Below are 15,387 nucleotides of genomic sequence, written 5' to 3' on the forward strand. Positions count from 1 at the left end.
GATGACCGCAACTCTCTCCTCCTCCTCGTTCGTCAACATCGGCGAACGCACCAACGTCACCGGCTCCGCCGCCTTCAAGCGGCTGATCCTCGCCGACGATTTCACCGCGGCGGTCGAGGTCGCGCGCCAGCAGGTCGAAAATGGCGCGCAGGTCATCGACGTGAACATGGACGAAGGCCTGCTCGACGCCGTGCGCGCCATGACGACCTTCCTGAAGCTGATCGCCGCCGAACCCGACATCGCGCGCGTGCCGGTGATGATCGATTCGTCGAAGTGGGAGGTGATCGAAGCAGGGCTGAAATGCGTCCCCGGCAAGCCGATCGTCAATTCGATCAGCATGAAGGAGGGCGAGGAGGCTTTCCTGGACCATGCACGCAAATGCATGGCCTATGGCGCCGCGGTTGTCGTGATGGCGTTCGACGAGGTGGGACAGGCCGACACCAAAGAGCGCAAGATCGAGATTTGCGAGCGTGCCTACAAGCTGCTGATGACCATCGGTTTTCCGCCCGAGGACATCATCTTCGACCCCAATATCTTCGCGGTCGCGACGGGGCTCGAGGAGCATGACAATTATGCGGTCGATTTCATCGAGGCGGTGAAGGAAATCCGCGTCCGCTGTCCGCACGTCCATTTCTCGGGCGGGCTGTCCAACCTCTCGTTCGGCTTTCGCGGCAACGAGACGGTGCGCCGCGCGATGCACAGCGTCTTCCTCTATCACGCAATCCCCGCCGGGCTCGACATGGCGATCGTCAACGCGGGGCAGCTCGACGTCTATGACACGATCGACCCCGAACTGCGCACCGCGTGCGAGGATGTCATCCTCAACCGCAAGGTGGAGGGCGAGGAACTGAGCCCGACCGAGCGGCTGATCGCGCTCGCCGAACGCTACAAGGGCAGCAACGCGGCGCAGGAAAAGGCGGCCGAGGAATGGCGCGGCTGGCCGGTCGAAAAGCGGCTCGAACATGCCTTGGTCAAGGGCATCGACGCGCATGTCGTCGACGATACCGAAGAGATGCGGCTGCTGATGGACCGCCCGATCGAGGTGATCGAGGGGCCGTTGATGGACGGCATGAATGTCGTCGGCGACCTGTTCGGCTCGGGCAAGATGTTCCTGCCGCAGGTCGTCAAATCGGCGCGCGTCATGAAAAAGGCGGTCGCGCATCTGCTGCCCTTTATCGAAGCCGCCAAGGAACCCGGCGCGAAGGGCAAGGGCAAGGTCGTGATGGCGACCGTGAAGGGCGACGTCCATGATATCGGCAAGAACATCGTCGGCGTCGTGCTGCAATGTAACGGGTTCGAGATCGTCGATCTGGGCGTCATGGTGCCCTGGCCGAAAATCCTCGAGGCGGCGAACGAGAATGACGCCGACATGATCGGCCTGTCGGGCCTAATCACCCCCTCGCTCGACGAGATGGTGACGGTGGCCGAGGAAATGCAGCGCGCCGGCATGACGATGCCGCTGCTGATCGGCGGCGCGACGACGTCGAAGGTCCATACCGCGCTGCGCATCGACCCCGCCTATCAGGGGCCGGTCCTGCACGTGCTCGATGCGAGCCGCGCGGTCGGTGTCGCGACCTCGCTCGTCAGCGACACCGGGCGCGATGCGTTCGTTCGCGGTTACAAGTCGGATTACGAACATATCCGCGACGTGCGCGCCAACAAGGGGCAGAGCGCGCTGGTGCCGATCGACGATGCGCGCGCTAACGGCTTCGTCGTCGACGAGCATATCCGGCCGTTCCCGCCCGAAAGGCCCGGCGTCCATGTGTTCGACAATTGGGATCTGGCTGAACTCGTCGAATGGTTCGACTGGACGCCCTTTTTCCGCGCATGGGAGCTGGCGGGCAATTACCCGGCGATCCTCGACGACGAAATCGTCGGCGAAAGCGCGACGAACCTCTATGCCGACGCGCGCGCGATGCTCGAAAAGATCATCGGCGAGGGCTGGCTTCACGCGCGGGGCGTCGCGGCGCTATGGCCTTGCCGACGCGAAGGCGACGATGTCATCATTCACCTTGCCGAGGAAGAACGGCATGTCCGTATCCCCTTCCTGCGCCAGCAGATCGCGAAGCGCGAAGGGCGCCCGAATATGTGCCTCGCCGATTTCGTCAGCCACGACGGCGACTGGATCGGCGGCTTTTCGGTCGCTATCCACGGCATCGAGCCGCACCTTGCGCGCTTCAAGGCGGCGCACGACGACTATAGCGACATATTGCTGAAGGCGCTCGCCGACCGCTTCGCCGAAGCCTTTGCCGAACGGCTCCACGCGCATGTCCGCACCGATCTGTGGGGCTATGCGCCCGCCGAACAATTGACGCCAGAGGCGATCATCAAGGAAGAATATCGCGGCATCCGTCCCGCGCCCGGTTATCCCGCGTGCCCGGATCACAGTCTGAAGCCGATCCTCTTCGACCTGCTCGATGCCGGGGCCAATTCGGGGGCAACGCTGACCGAGAGCTTTGCCATGCTGCCGACCGCAGCGGTTTCGGGCTTCTATTTCGGCCATCCCGACGCAAGCTATTTCGGGGTCGCGCGCGTGGGGGAAGATCAGCTTGCCGACTATGCCGTGCGGCGCGGGGTCGATATCGAAACCGCCCGCCGCTGGCTGCGTCCGAACCTCGACTGACATCGGTAAAGGGGGCGGGTTAACCCGGCGGGGGAGGGCTGTCCGACAAAGGGACAGCGCCTTCGTTAACCAGCTTCGCGAAGGACGTGGGGCCGCAAAAGGGGTATGGCGCGGCGATGATCCAGATGCTCCTTCGTCGGCCCATGCTGCCGCTTCTCGCCCTGCCGATGCTGTTCGCGCCCGCGCCGCTGCCCGCGCAGGCGGGGGCAGCGCCCTATGTCGTCGCCGAAAGCGGCCGCGCCTTCGGGCGGCTTCAAGAGGCGGTCGACGCGATCGGCGATGGCGACGGCACGATCCGCATCGCGACGGGCTATCATCGCGATTGCGCGGTCCAGACCGCCGGCCGCGTTGCCTTCGTCGCGGCCGAGGCAGGGCGCGCGATCTTCGACGGCGTGAGCTGCGAGGGCAAGGCGGCGCTGGTGCTGCGCGGCCGCGCCGCGCGCGTCGACGGTCTGGTGTTCCAGAATATGCGCGTTCCCGACGGCAATGGCGCGGGCATCCGGCTCGAACAGGGCAATCTCGACGTGGCGAACAGCCTGTTCCGCAACAGCGAGGAAGGGATTTTGACCGCCAATGATCCGGCGGCGACGCTGACGATCGACCGCTCGACCTTTTCGCGCCTTGGCCGCTGCGACCGCGGGCTGAGCTGCGCGCACAGCGTCTATACCGGCGAATATGGACGCGTCGTCGTGACGCACACGCGCTTCGAAAAGGGCAGCGGCGGCCATTATCTGAAGGCCCGCGCGCGCGAGGTCGAAATCAGCGACAATAGTTTCGACGATACGCAGGGGACCGCGACCAATTATCTCATCGATCTGCCCTCTGGTTCGACCGGACGGATCACGGGCAATCTGCTCGTCCAGGGGCGCGACAAGGAAAATTACTCGGCGCTGATCGCGGTCGCAGCCGAGAGCCGCGACAATCCGTCGCGCGGGCTGGTGATCGAGGGCAATCGCGCGAGCATCCCGCAGGGCATCGGCCGATCCTCGGTGTTCGTCGCCGACTGGAGCGGCGAGCCGCTGGCGATCGGGGCCAATCAGATCGGCCCCGGCCTCAAGCCCTTCGAAAAGCGGTAAGCAAGCGCGCCCGGCGCGGCGGGTCAGGCCTCGCCGCGCGTCTCGATCAGCGACGCGGCCAGTGCCTCGGCGGGCGTCTTGCCGCCCCACAGCACGAACTGGAACACCGGGTAAAAGCGCTCGCATTCGTCGATAGCGCTTTCGACCAGCGTTTCGGTGATGTCGAGCGGCATCGCCGCATCGCTGCCGATCAGCATCGCGTGACGATAGAGTATGGTGCCGCTGTTTGACCATAGCTCGAAATGGCCGAGCCAGAGTTGTTCGTTGATCATCGCGAGCGCTTCATGCGCGACGCTGCGCTTGTCCTCGACGACGCGGATGTCGGGGAAGGCGAGCAGTTGCAGCACCCCGTCCTCGGGCCGCCACACCGCGCGCAATTCATAGGTCGTCCAGCTGCCCTGTGCGGTCGCGACGATCTCGTCCTCGCCGATCATTTCGTGCGGCCAGTCGTGCGCCGCAAAATAGGACGCCAGCATATCCATCGGCGCGGCTTCCTGGCCGTCCTCGTCGTCGTAAATATCGTCGGTCATGGCTGCGCCCTTAGCGCGACTTTGGCCGGGTGGCGAGTCGCGCGGGGGAAAGCCCGCTCCGTTACTTCTTGGGTGCGGCGCGGGGCTTGGCCGGCGCCTTCGCGGCGGCGGCCGGCTTTGCCGCGGCTTCGAGCTTGTCGAGCCGCGCCTTCAGCGCGTCGGCTTCGGCGCGTGCCTTGGCCGCCATTTCTTTCACCGCCTCGAATTCCTCGCGGCTCACAAAGTCCATGCGGCCGACGAATTCCTTCGCGCGTTCGCGCATCGCGGTTTCGGCTTCGCGTCCGGCACCGGCGACGGTGCCTGCGATACCGTTGACCATCTTGGCCAGATCGTCGAAAAACCGGTTTTCGCTTTGCATTATCCTGTCCTTTGTCGGGGTCGTCCCCTGTATTCACCCAAATCGGGTCGTCATCCTATCTGGGAGGTCGCGGCGGCCGGCACAAGGGTTTCGGCGTCGGGGTTGCGCTGATCGATCTGGAAATTCAGGATCGTCGCGAAGCTGAGCCATATCATATAGGGGACGAGCAGCCACGCCGCCGCCTTGCGGATCCGCGCAAAGGCAAAGGTCGTCGCGATCGTCACCATCAGGATGAAAATGACGAGATAGAGCGCGGCGGTCACCTGATGCATGCCGAAAAAGAGCGGCGACCAGGCGAAATTGGCGATCAGCTGCACGAAGAACAGCGCCAGCGCAAAGCCGCGCCCGCGCGCGCCGCGCGCGTGGAGGATCATCGCCAGCGCCAGGCCGAGCAGGACATAGAGCGTCGTCCACACGACCCCGAAGACCCAGCCGGGCGGAACGATCGCGGGCCGGTCGAGCGCCATGAACCAGCGATTGTCATAGCCGCTGTTCGAGAGCAGACCCATCAGGCTGCCGATCAGGACGAGCGCCGGGACGGTGAACATCGCCCAGCGCCAATAGGACATGCGTAGCTGACCGGGGGTGGCAATCTCGCTCATGCATCTGGTCCTTCGCGCGCGAATCTGTGTCGGTCATGCTGTCGCGGCGCGCACCGCCCGCGTCAAGCTGCGGATTTCGTAGCCGCAATCAGAAATTCGACATTTCCTTCGGGTCCGGTGATCGGACTTTCGACCGTCTCAACGACGCGCCAGCCCGAACGTTCCAGCCAGTCGCGCACCTCGGAGCAGACGCGGGCGTGCACCGCGGCGTCGCGTACCACGCCCTTTTTGCCGACCTCGTGCCGTTCGGCTTCGAACTGCGGCTTGATCAGAGCGACGAGGCGCGCGCCCGCTTTGGCAAAGGCCATCGGCACCGGCAGCACCTTCGACAGCGCGATGAAGCTCGCGTCGCAGACGATGAGATCGACCGGCTCGGGAATATGATCGGCGGTCAGGATGCGCGCGCTCGTCTGCTCGTGGACGATGACGCGGTCGTCCTGCCGCAACTTCCAGGCGAGCTGGTTGGTCCCCGAATCGACCGCATAGACGCGTGCCGCGCCGCGGTTCAGCATCACGTCGGTAAAACCCCCGGTCGACGATCCCACGTCGATCGCCACCGCGCCCGCAATATCCCAGCCCAGATGCGTCAGCGCATGGTCGAGTTTGATCCCGCCGCGCGACACCCATGGATGGTCGCGGCCCTTGACGCTGATCGCGGCATCCTCGGCGATCTGCTGCCCCGCCTTGTCGATCTTGCGGTCGCCGACGAAGGCGAGGCCGGCGAGGATCAGCGCCTGCGCGCGCGTCCGGCTTTCGGCGAGTCCGCGATCGACAAGCAGCTGGTCGGCACGCTGCTTCGCCATCAGTCGCCTGTCCGGTCGGTGAGAAGTCCCGGCGTCAGGATCTGCGGCAGGATTTCGGGTTCGGACTTTCCCGGCGCGTACCAGAGGTAAAGCGGCACGCTGTTGCGGCCATGCTCGGCCAAGGCACGCGTGATGGCGGGGTCGCCGTTGGTCCAGTCGCCGACGAGCGTGACGACGCCCGCCTTGTCGAACGCATCCTGCACCGCCTCGCGGTTGATCGCGCCTGCCTCGTTAGCCTTGCACGACAGGCACCAGTCGGCGGTGAAATAGACGAACACGGGCTTTCCCGTCGCACGCGCCTTGGCAAGCGCCGCCGCCGAATAGCGATCGGCCGAGACTTCGATTCCCGCGCCATGCCCCGCCTCGCGCCCGTCAACCTGTCGCCACAGGAGGACGGCGAGGGCGAGCGCGGTCAGGGCCATCGGTAGCGCCATCCATTTGCGGAAGGTCGCCATCCACGGTCCCGGCTTGGGCATGCGATTGCGGAGCGCAGGCACGAAGCCGACGGCCAGAAAGGGGAGGGCGATACCAAGACCCAGCCCGCCGAAAATCGGCAGGGCAGCCCAGGCCGGAAGGACCAGCGTGGCGCCGAGCGCGGCGCCGAGCAAGGGGCCGCTACACGGCGTGGCGACAAAGGCCGCGAGCGCGCCGGTCCAGAAACCGCCCGCCGCGCCGCTCTGGTTTGCGAGCCGTTGGCCGCCGCCGAACGACGGCAGTTCGAAGACGCCCAGCAGATTGAGCGTGATGGCGAGCGCGAGCAGCAGCAGCACGAACACGCTCGCCGGATGCTGCAGTTGAAAAGCCCAGCCGACCTGCTCGCCCGCCGCGCGCAGGCCGAGCAGCAGCGCGCCGAGCAGTAGCGCGGTGAGCGCCGCACCCGCCGTATAGGCCACAGCCTCGACCTTCGCGGCGCGTGCATCGTCGCCCGACCGCGCAAGGCTGAGTGCTTTCAGGCTCAGGATCGGAAAGACGCAGGGCATCAAATTGAGGATCAATCCGCCGACGATCGCGCCGCCGAGCGCGGTCCAGAACAGCGCCAAGTCGATACCGGCCCCGCCGCCGGAGCCGCCCCCGGCGATCGCCTTGCCGGCCGCCGGAACCGCGCCGGGGACGAAGCGTACGGAAAGGCCACGGTCCTGGTCGAGCTTGAGCAGCGCGTCGATTTCCCCTTGCGCGTTGCCCTTGCCCGCCGTTTCGATCACGATCCAGTCCCCGTTGCGGCTGAAGCGCTGCACTGCCGGATAATCGACGACGCCTTGGGTCGCTGCGAACAGATGCGGTACCGTTAACGATGTTCCCTCGGGCAGCGGTACGGCGAAGCGCACCATCGCGCCGCGGCGTTCCCACCGGCCCGCGCGGTCGAGCGGCTGCGGCAGCTTGGCGCGCCATGCGTCGAATTGCTGCTGCGCGCCCGCTGCGATGGCTCCGTCGCCAGCCTTCATCGCGACCGAGATCACCGCTTTTTCGGGAACGCAGATCTTGTCGGTGCAGGCGAGCCAGTTGGCGATGCCGGTCAGCGTCAGGTCGGTCCCCGGCGCGACGCTCTTGTCGACGCGGACATCGGCGAGCAGCGCATAGGGATGTTCATAGACATGGTTCATCAGCCCAAAGAGCGTCAGCGCCTCGGGAACCGGATAGCGAAAGGCGCCTACGGTGACGCCTGGCGGCGCGTTCCATTCGACTTGCATGCCGAAACCGGCGTCGCCGCCGTTCGACCAATAGCCGTGCCAACCCTTATCGGGGGTCATCGCGAGGGCAATCGTCGTCGCTCCGCCGGGCGACGGTACCACCGATTCGGCGACCAGCCGCGGCGCGATATGCGTGGTCTGCGCCTGCGAAGGAGCGAAGGCGAGCAGAACCAGGGCGAGCAGCGCCAGCAGCGCGCGCGCCGTCGCTGATGCACTTCGGTCTGTCACAAAGCCGTCTTTCGCGCGATCCATGCCTGTCCTGTGTCTGCCTGTCGTTCGAGGCTTGCCATATAGGCGGCTTTCGTCGAGAGGACAGCCCGCGCTGACGACCCCAGCCATGGAGATGTTCCCCGTGAAGCTCAAAAGCCTGACCACCGTTCTCGCTGCCACCCTCTGTTTCGCAAATGCCGGAGCCGGCCTTGCGCAGGATTCGGCGCCACCGGTCGCAAAGGTTACGGCGGCAACCCCGCCGCCCAAGCTGATCGTCGCAATCTCCGTCGACCAGTTTTCGGCCGATCTGTTTGCCGAATATCGCAGCCATTACACCGGCGGTCTCGCGCGGCTTGCGTCGGGCGTGGTATTTCCGGCGGGGTATCAGTCGCACGGCGCGACCGAAACCTGCCCCGGCCATTCGACGATCCTGACCGGAAATCATCCGGCGCACACCGGGATCATCGCGAATAATTATTTCGACCTCTCGGTCGCCCGGTCCGACAAGCGCGTCTATTGCGCCGAGGACGAAACCGTGCCGGATACAAGTTCGGGCGGCGGCAAATATGCGGCATCGGTGAATCATCTGATGGTCCCGACACTCGGCGATCTGATGAAGGCGCGCGATCCGAAAGCGCAGATCGTCTCGGTCGCAGGCAAGGATCGCGCCGCGATCATGATGGGCGGGCGCAAGGCGGACGAGCTGATGTGGCTGTTTCCGGGCGGCCTCACCAGCTATCGCGGCATCACGCTGTCGCTGGTCGCGCAGCAGGCAAGCAGCGCGATCGCCGCGGCGATTGGCCAAGCGCGCCCCGCGATGGACCTGCCCGCCGATTGCGCGTCACACAATATCGCGATCCCGATTGACAAGGGCGGCACGGTCGGCACCGGCCGCTTTCAGCGCGATGGCGGCGATTTCCGCCGCTTCATGGCCTCGCCCGAAGCGGACGGCGCGGTGCTCGCCGCCGGCGCCGCGCTGCGCGCTGCGCGCAAGCTGGGTGAGGGCACCACGACCGATCTATTGATCCTCGGCCTGTCGGCGACCGACTATATCGGCCACAGCACGGGCACCGAGGGCGCCGAGATGTGCATCCAGATGCACGCGCTCGACCAGCAGCTCGGCGACTTCTTCGCACGGCTCGATGCGACCGGCATCGACTATGCCGTCGTGCTGACCGCCGACCATGGCGGTCACGATCTCCCCGAACGCAACCGCCAAAACGCCTGGCCCGCCGCTGAACGCGTCGAAGCCGCGCTCGATCCCGAAGCGATGGGCAAGGCGGTGGCCGAAAAGCTCGGCCTGCCGCAGCCGCTGCTCTATGGCGACGGCCCGTTCGGCGACATGTATCTGTCGAAGGCGTTGACCCCCGCGCAGCGCAGGGCGGCGCTGGACGAGCTGGTAGCGCGCTACCGCGCCCACCGCCAAGTCGAGGCGGTGGTGACCGGTGAGGAACTGGCGAACCATCCGATCTCGAAGCGGTCGCCCGACGTGTGGACGCTGATGGACAAGCTGCGCGCTTCCTATAATGCGCAGCGTTCGGGCGATTTCATTGTCGTGCTCAAACCGCGCGTCACGCCGATCCCCGAATCGGGCCTCGGCTATGTCGCGACGCACGGTTCGGTATGGGACTATGACCGCCGCGTGCCGATCCTTTTCTGGCGCAAGGGGCTCACCGCCTTCGAACAGCCGAATGCCGTGATGACGGTGGATATCATGCCGACGCTTGCCGCGCTCATTGACCTGCCGGTCGACGCGGCCAAGATCGATGGCCGCTGCCTCGACCTGCTTTCGGGTCCGGAAAGCAGTTGCCGTCCGTAAAGAAGAATGAAGAACAAGGAATCATGACGAAGACTTTGGGAAAATTTGCCGGCCGGATGCTGCTGGTCGGTTGCGGCAATATGGCGGGCGCGATGCTCGATCGCTGGCTCGTCGCGGGGCTCGATCCGGCGCGGGTCGCCGTCGTCGATCCGCTCGCGGCGCCGCGCGAAGGCACCGCGCATTTCACCTCGCTTGCCGACTGGCGGGCGGCGGGTCAGGCCGCCGACTGGATCATGCTCGGCATGAAGCCGCAGCAATTGGGCGAGGTCGCTGGCGATCTGGCGGCGGTCGCGGGTGGCGAGGTGCATCTGCTCTCGATCCTCGCCGGCGTCTCGCTCGCCGATCTCGCGGTCCGTTTTCCCGAAGCGCGGGCGCAGGTCCGCATCCTTCCCAATCTGGCCGCGCGCATCGGCGCTGGGGTTTCGGCCGTGACCAGTACGGGTGATGCCGACAGTGCCGCGATCGAAGCGCTGCTCAAGCCGCTCGGCGAGATCGTTGCGCTCCCCGACGACGGCATGATGGACCTCGTTACCGCGTTCACCGGCAGCGGTCCGGCCTTCGTCTTTCGCCTGATCGAAGCCTATGCAGCGGCGGGCGAGCGGCTTGGCCTTTCGGGCGACGATGCGCTCAAGCTTGCGACCGCGACCTTTGGCGGAGCGACCGCCCTGCTCGCGCGCAGCGGCGAAAAGCCGGGCGCGCTCGTCGCGCAGGTCGCGAGCAAGGGCGGCACGACGCAGGCCGGGCTCGACATCCTCGACGAAGGCGGCGAACTCGTTGCGCTGATGACCAATGTCCTGCGCGCGGCGCGCGATCGCGGCCGCGAACTCGCCGATCTTGCCCGCGGCGAAGATTGATCGGCGCGCCCGCAAAGGCGTGGGCCGTGAAAGCGCCGGGCGGCTATCGCCCGCTCAGCTCTCGCTGCCCAGCCTGGCGACGCGCTGCCGCTCGCGCGGCGACATCAACGCTTCGTTGACCTGCCAGAAGCCGGTGACCGCCGCCTGACCCGCATGGGTGTAGGCGCGGCTCATCGCGTCGCGTAGCTGCCCGAAGACCGCAGCCTCGACGGCGCGTCCGGCGGGAGTGAGCCGTAGTTCCTTCTGCCGCCGGTCGCGGTTGCCCGGGCGCGTGACGAGCATCTCGCGCGCCTCCAGATCCTTGATGACCCGGCCGAGCGACTGTTTGGTGATGCCGAGCAGCGCGAGCAGGTCCGAAATCGTCAGCCCCGGCTGGCGCGCGATGAAGTAAAGCGCGCGGTAATGCGCGCGTCCGAGGCCGTTTTCGGCCAGCCGCGCATCGCCCGCGCGCCACAGCGCGCCATGGCCGAAAAACAGGAATTCGATGCCGCGGCGCACCTCCTCTTCACGCAAGAAAAGGGCAGAGGCAGCGGGAACTTGTGAAAGAAAATTTTCATCGGCCATGGCGACTACCGTTGCGCGCGGCGCCGCGCTTTGGCAAGAGGCGCGCACCGAGTCACTGCCAAGAGGTTAGGTTTTTCCATGTCCGCACCCGCTTTCACCCGTCTTCCGCATCCGAACCCGACGGCGGACGATGTACGCGCGGCGGCGATTGCGGACCCGGTCTTCGGCCGCGTCTTCACCGATCATATGGTCTCGATCCGCTACAAGGAAGGCCAGGGCTGGCACGATGCGCAGGTGATGCCGCGCGGCCCCTTGTCGCTTGATCCGGCGACCGCGGTCCTTCATTATGCGCAGGAGATATTCGAAGGGCTGAAGGCCTATCGGCTCGACGACGGATCGATGGCACTGTTCCGTGCCGAGGCGAATGCCGCACGCTTCAACGCCAGCGCCCGCCGCATGGCGATGGCCGAGCTGCCCGAGGACCTGTTCCTTGCCGCGGTGCGCGAGATTGTCCGCGTCGATGCCGACTGGTTCCCGAAGGTGCAAGGCGGCGCGCTCTATCTGCGCCCCTTCATGTATGCGAGCGAGGTGTTTCTGGGCGTCAAGCCTGCCGCCGAATATCATTTCCTCGTCATCGCCTCGCCGGTTGGCAATTATTTCAAGTCGGGCGCGCCGGCCGTCTCGCTGTGGGTGTCGGAAGACTATACCCGCGCCGCGCCCGGCGGCACCGGCGCCGCCAAATGCGGCGGCAATTATGCCGCGAGCCTGATTGCGCAGCAGGAAGCGATCGCAAAGGGTCACGATCAGGTCGTCTTCCTCGACGCCGCGGAGCATCGCTGGATCGAGGAACTGGGCGGCATGAACATGTTCTTCGTCTTCGACGATGGCAGCATTGTCACCCCGCCGCTCACCGGCACGATCCTGCCCGGCATTACCCGCGACGCCATCATCACACTGGCGCGCGATGCGGGCCTGACGGTGCGCGAGGAACCCTATGCGATCGACCAGTGGCAGGCCGATGCGACCAGCGGCAGGCTGACCGAAAGCTTTGCGTGCGGCACCGCGGCGGTCGTGACCCCTGTCGGCAAGGTGACGCGCGGCGCCACCAGTTTCACCGTCGGCGCCGGCGGCCCCGGACAGGTGACGGCGATGCTGAAGGACAGGCTTGTCGACATCCAGCGCGGCCGCGCCGCCGACCCGCACGGCTGGGTCACGCGCCTCTGATCCGGCGCCTTGCCAATCGGTCGCGAGACGCTATAGAGCGCCCTCGCACCGGCCGATGGGGCGTAGCCAAGCGGTAAGGCAGCGGTTTTTGGTACCGCCATGCGCAGGTTCGAATCCTGCCGCCCCAGCCAGCCGGTGCTGTGCCTCAGCCAAGGGACGGAAAACCCCAGTTTTCTCCCTAAGCTGATCAAGGGCGACCCTCGCAGTTGCATCTGAGATCGGGCAGTTCGTCGGCAGCCCGGCTTGTCCGGAAGTCGCCGCGGGGCAGTTCGAGAAACATAGAGGACAACGGCCGCATCGTTGCACGGATACGCTAGTGCAGAGGCTGTCCACGTCATCACCTAACGACCACCACCTGCCTTCCCAAAAAGCCTGATGAGGGCCGGAACATTCGGCCGCGACCCGCAGCAGGGCGGCGGTTATTGGGTGATCGATGCCGTGTCGACACGCGCCATGGCGGCGAGCGCCATCATCAGGGCGAGCGCCGCAAAGGCCATCGTATAGATTGGCTCGCCAGGAAAAAGCGCTTGCATGATCGACCCCATGACTGTGGCGACCAGAAGCTGCGGGATGACGACGAATATGTTGAAGAGACCCATGTAGATGCCGAGCTTTGCCTGTGGCAGGCTCGACGCAAGGATCGCATAGGGCATGGCAAGGACCGAGGCCCAGAAGATACCGATGAAAATTTCGCTGAAGATCAGCTGCGTCGGATCTCGCAGCAAAAAGAAACTCGCAAAACCGATCGCGCCGCAGGCCAGCCCCACCATGTGCGTCCGCGCCTGTCCCAGATGGCGCGACAACCACGGCAGCAGCGTCAGAGCGGCAACGGCCGCGACACCGTTATAGATCGCGAACAGCTCGCCTACCCAGTTGCCCGCCGCCTGATAAACCGCACTGGCCGCGTCGGTCGTGCCGAAATGATATTGGGCGACGATCGGCGTGGTATTGATCCACATGATGAACAGCGCAGACCAGCTGAAGAACTGTACCGCCGCGAGCCGCTTCATGAGCGGCGGCATTCCTGCAAAGTCGCCGACGATGCTTGACAGCATGTTCTTTTCATAGCCGCGGCGCGCGAGCGCGATGGCAATCATGCTGGCCAGGCCATAACCGATCAACAGCGTGCCGAGCAGCAGCACCTCGCGCAGCAGCGCAAATTCGAGCTGAATCAGGATGACTGCCAGCCCGGCGGCAATCCAGCCAACGTTGCCGATGTGGCTGCGCGCCGCCAGCGCGGGCCCGGTCGGAGCATCGTCTGCATTCGCGGGTTCGAACACAGCCATCTGCGCAGGGGTATATTCGCTGGTCGAAACGACGGTCCACAACACAGCGAGGAACAGGGCCAGTCCGCCAAACCAGAAAGCATAGCGAACCGTATCGGGAATCTGCCCCGGTGGCGCGACATTGGCGACGCCTGCCGCCTCCATCAGCGCCGGGAACAACGAGCCGACGACCGCACCGGCACCGATGAAGGCGGTCTGCACCGCATAACCGATGCTGTGCTGATCCTTGCGCAGCATATCGCCGACGAACGCCCGGAAGGGCTCCATCGAAATGTTGAGCGATGCGTCGAGAACCCACAGCATCATTGCCGCAAACCAGATGGACGGGCTTTCGGGCATGAGGAACAGCGCGATCGTCGCGAGCAGGGCGCCGGCAAGGAAATAGGGGCGCCGCCGACCAAGGCGGCCGAGCCAGGTACGGTCGCTCATGTGGCCGATGATCGGCTGGACGAGCAACCCGGTCAGCGGTGCCGCGACCCACAGTCCGGGCAATTTCTCGATATCCTCGCCCAACGATTGGAAAATGCGACTCATGTTCGCATTTTGCAGCGCGAAACCAATCTGGATGCCGAAAAAGCCGAAACTGACGTTCCACATGCCCGCGAAACCCTGCCGCGGCTTTTCCATCATCTCTCTCCCATGGCCGCTGACGGCTGTTGTCGGCAAGACGTGTTGCAGCGGGTGGCGTGCGGGGCAAGCGCGCGGCAACCACGTATACGAATACGTTGACTAAACTGCTGTGCTTTGTCGCCTGATCAACCGGGCGGGCAACATGCGTTGCTCGACCGGTCGCCCGTCGATGCTGGCGAGAAGAGCATCGACAAGGAGCGTCCCTGCGCCCTTCATGTCCTGCATGACCGTCGTGAGCGTCGGTGAGGTCAGGCCAGCGGCGGGAATGTCGTCGAAGCCGATGATCGCGACATCCTGCGGGAGTTTCAGCCCTGCTTCGGAGAGTGCGCGCATTGCGCCGATCGCGATCAGGTCGCTTGCCGCGAAGATCGCGTCGAATCGCTTTCTGCCAGCGAGCAACGACTGCGCCGCGGCATAGCCCGATGCCTCCGAGGATATCGCGTCGCGTTGAAGCGCGGCATCTGGCACGATGTCGGCGGCACGAAGCGCACGGCACAGACCGGTGTAGCGGTCCTGGAATTCGGGCGCATGGTCCGACGCATCGCCGAGGAAGGCGATCGCCCGGCGGCCTATTTCCACCAAGTGTGCTCCCGCCTGTTCGCCCGCGCCGACATTGTCCGACCCGACCGTCAACCCGATCCCATCGCTCGACACCGAGCCCCAGCGAACGAAATTAGTGCCCATCTCGACCAGATGCTCGAGCTTGCTGAGATACAGCTGATAGTCGCCATAGCCGAGCAGGATGATCCCGTCCGACCGGTGGCTGTCCTGATAGGCGACGTGCCAGTCGTTGTGCATCTGCTGAAAACTGATGAGCAAGTCATATCCGCGCAGCGCACATTCGCGGGTGATGGATCCCAGCATCGACAGGAAGAAGGGGTTGATCATCGATTCGTCAGGCGTCGGATCTTCAAAGAAGAGCAGCGCGAGCGTGTGGGTGCGTTGCGAGCGCAGGCTCGACGCATTCTTGTCGACCATGTAATTCAGTTCGCGTGCGATGCGTTCGATATTGGCCCGGGTCGCAGCGCTGACCGATTTGCTGCCGCGCAGCGCGCGCGAGACCGTCGGCTGCGAGACGCCGGCAAGATAGGCGATGTCGAAACTCGTCGGCTTGACGGAGGGTGGTCGGCCCATGCTGTTCTCCCGGTCGCGGCGCCCTTATCGTTGGTCGCTCAGCGCG

General features: G+C 65.3%; 13 protein-coding genes and 1 tRNA gene. 6 read left to right on the forward strand and 8 right to left on the reverse strand.

The features are described 5' to 3' along the window. Position 1 precedes the first annotated feature (1 nt). Together metH and MU856_RS01335 are read left to right on the forward strand one after the other, a co-directional pair. A complete protein-coding gene (gene metH, locus MU856_RS01330) occupies positions 2 to 2,623 on the forward strand; it encodes a methionine synthase (RefSeq protein ID WP_263588254.1) in 2,622 nt (873 codons plus the stop codon). 116 nt (positions 2,624 to 2,739) lie between these two features. Beyond that, positions 2,740 to 3,699, forward strand: coding sequence for a right-handed parallel beta-helix repeat-containing protein (locus tag MU856_RS01335; RefSeq protein WP_186401110.1), 960 nt, complete (start codon positions 2,740 to 2,742; stop codon positions 3,697 to 3,699). A gap of 23 nt (positions 3,700 to 3,722) precedes the next feature. Here the strand turns inward: MU856_RS01335 and MU856_RS01340 are convergent, their stop codons facing one another. The 5 genes from MU856_RS01340 to MU856_RS01360 all read right to left on the reverse strand — a co-directional run bounded on the left by MU856_RS01340 (position 3,723) and on the right by MU856_RS01360 (position 7,932). Beyond that, complete coding sequence (locus tag MU856_RS01340) at positions 3,723 to 4,229, reverse strand: YbjN domain-containing protein (protein ID WP_062764065.1); 507 nt, start codon at positions 4,227 to 4,229, stop codon at positions 3,723 to 3,725. 61 nt (positions 4,230 to 4,290) lie between these two features. Next, complete coding sequence (locus MU856_RS01345) at positions 4,291 to 4,587, reverse strand: accessory factor UbiK family protein (protein ID WP_058811245.1); 297 nt, start codon at positions 4,585 to 4,587, stop codon at positions 4,291 to 4,293. Between the two features lie 50 nt (positions 4,588 to 4,637). Further along, positions 4,638 to 5,189, reverse strand: a complete 552-nt coding sequence (locus MU856_RS01350) for a TspO/MBR family protein (protein ID WP_186401108.1) — start codon at positions 5,187 to 5,189, stop codon at positions 4,638 to 4,640. Positions 5,190 to 5,251: 62 nt separating this feature from the next. Then, positions 5,252 to 5,992, reverse strand: coding sequence for a TlyA family RNA methyltransferase (locus MU856_RS01355; RefSeq protein ID WP_186401107.1), 741 nt, complete (start codon positions 5,990 to 5,992; stop codon positions 5,252 to 5,254). After that, positions 5,992 to 7,932, reverse strand: coding sequence for a thioredoxin family protein (locus MU856_RS01360; protein ID WP_263588255.1), 1,941 nt, complete (start codon positions 7,930 to 7,932; stop codon positions 5,992 to 5,994). The genes MU856_RS01355 and MU856_RS01360 overlap by 1 nt, the downstream gene beginning before the upstream one ends. 85 nt (positions 7,933 to 8,017) lie before the next feature. On the opposite strand from MU856_RS01360, the gene MU856_RS01365 reads away from it, so the two are divergent. Further along, on the forward strand, positions 8,018 to 9,709 hold the full coding sequence (locus MU856_RS01365; RefSeq protein WP_263588256.1) for an alkaline phosphatase family protein: 1,692 nt from the start codon (positions 8,018 to 8,020) through the stop codon (positions 9,707 to 9,709). A 23-nt stretch (positions 9,710 to 9,732) separates the two neighbouring features. Further along, positions 9,733 to 10,563 carry a pyrroline-5-carboxylate reductase gene (gene proC / locus MU856_RS01370; RefSeq protein WP_234181021.1) on the forward strand — a complete coding sequence of 277 codons (831 nt, stop codon included), beginning with the start codon at positions 9,733 to 9,735 and terminating at the stop codon, positions 10,561 to 10,563. Positions 10,564 to 10,617: 54 nt separating this feature from the next. On the opposite strand, the gene MU856_RS01375 is transcribed toward proC, so the two are convergent. Further along, positions 10,618 to 11,127: a MarR family winged helix-turn-helix transcriptional regulator gene (locus MU856_RS01375; RefSeq protein WP_003042620.1), complete on the reverse strand. Its 510-nt coding sequence runs from the start codon at positions 11,125 to 11,127 to the stop codon at positions 10,618 to 10,620. Between the two features lie 78 nt (positions 11,128 to 11,205). Here MU856_RS01375 and MU856_RS01380 point away from each other — a divergent pair, with 78 nt between their 5' ends. Both MU856_RS01380 and MU856_RS01385 read left to right on the forward strand, forming a co-directional pair. Beyond that, complete coding sequence (locus MU856_RS01380; protein ID WP_062900960.1) at positions 11,206 to 12,291, forward strand: branched-chain amino acid aminotransferase; 1,086 nt, start codon at positions 11,206 to 11,208, stop codon at positions 12,289 to 12,291. 56 nt (positions 12,292 to 12,347) lie between these two features. After that, positions 12,348 to 12,422: transfer RNA gene (locus tag MU856_RS01385), tRNA-Gln, on the forward strand. Positions 12,423 to 12,710: 288 nt separating this feature from the next. Here the strand turns inward: MU856_RS01385 and MU856_RS01390 are convergent. Both MU856_RS01390 and MU856_RS01395 read right to left on the reverse strand, forming a co-directional pair. Beyond that, positions 12,711 to 14,204 carry an MFS transporter gene (locus tag MU856_RS01390; RefSeq protein ID WP_263589007.1) on the reverse strand — a complete coding sequence of 498 codons (1,494 nt, stop codon included), beginning with the start codon at positions 14,202 to 14,204 and terminating at the stop codon, positions 12,711 to 12,713. Between the two features lie 102 nt (positions 14,205 to 14,306). Then, positions 14,307 to 15,341 (reverse strand): LacI family DNA-binding transcriptional regulator, encoded by a 1,035-nt coding sequence (locus MU856_RS01395; protein ID WP_062900909.1) that lies wholly within the window; start codon positions 15,339 to 15,341, stop codon positions 14,307 to 14,309. Positions 15,342 to 15,387 lie beyond the last annotated feature (46 nt).

Origin of the sequence: Sphingopyxis sp. GC21 (assembly GCF_025727575.1) — a bacterium.
Taxonomy (GTDB): Bacteria; Pseudomonadota; Alphaproteobacteria; order Sphingomonadales; family Sphingomonadaceae; genus Sphingopyxis; species Sphingopyxis terrae_A.

What these genes read in the sequence shown, in the direction of transcription:
- MU856_RS01340 (WP_062764065.1), bottom strand. Translation starts at nt 4,229, where the DNA reads ATGACCGACGATATTTACGACGACGAGGACGGCCAGGAAGCCGCGCCG.
- proC (WP_234181021.1), top strand. Translation starts at nt 9,733, where the DNA reads ATGACGAAGACTTTGGGAAAATTTGCCGGCCGGATGCTGCTGGTCGGT.
- MU856_RS01355 (WP_186401107.1), bottom strand. Translation starts at nt 5,992, where the DNA reads ATGGCGAAGCAGCGTGCCGACCAGCTGCTTGTCGATCGCGGACTCGCC.
- MU856_RS01380 (WP_062900960.1), top strand. Translation starts at nt 11,206, where the DNA reads ATGTCCGCACCCGCTTTCACCCGTCTTCCGCATCCGAACCCGACGGCG.
- MU856_RS01350 (WP_186401108.1), bottom strand. Translation starts at nt 5,189, where the DNA reads ATGAGCGAGATTGCCACCCCCGGTCAGCTACGCATGTCCTATTGGCGC.
- MU856_RS01360 (WP_263588255.1), bottom strand. Translation starts at nt 7,932, where the DNA reads ATGGATCGCGCGAAAGACGGCTTTGTGACAGACCGAAGTGCATCAGCG.
- MU856_RS01390 (WP_263589007.1), bottom strand. Translation starts at nt 14,204, where the DNA reads ATGGAAAAGCCGCGGCAGGGTTTCGCGGGCATGTGGAACGTCAGTTTC.
- MU856_RS01345 (WP_058811245.1), bottom strand. Translation starts at nt 4,587, where the DNA reads ATGCAAAGCGAAAACCGGTTTTTCGACGATCTGGCCAAGATGGTCAAC.
- MU856_RS01375 (WP_003042620.1), bottom strand. Translation starts at nt 11,127, where the DNA reads ATGGCCGATGAAAATTTTCTTTCACAAGTTCCCGCTGCCTCTGCCCTT.
- MU856_RS01335 (WP_186401110.1), top strand. Translation starts at nt 2,740, where the DNA reads ATGATCCAGATGCTCCTTCGTCGGCCCATGCTGCCGCTTCTCGCCCTG.
- metH (WP_263588254.1), top strand. Translation starts at nt 2, where the DNA reads ATGACCGCAACTCTCTCCTCCTCCTCGTTCGTCAACATCGGCGAACGC.
- MU856_RS01395 (WP_062900909.1), bottom strand. Translation starts at nt 15,341, where the DNA reads ATGGGCCGACCACCCTCCGTCAAGCCGACGAGTTTCGACATCGCCTAT.
- MU856_RS01365 (WP_263588256.1), top strand. Translation starts at nt 8,018, where the DNA reads ATGGAGATGTTCCCCGTGAAGCTCAAAAGCCTGACCACCGTTCTCGCT.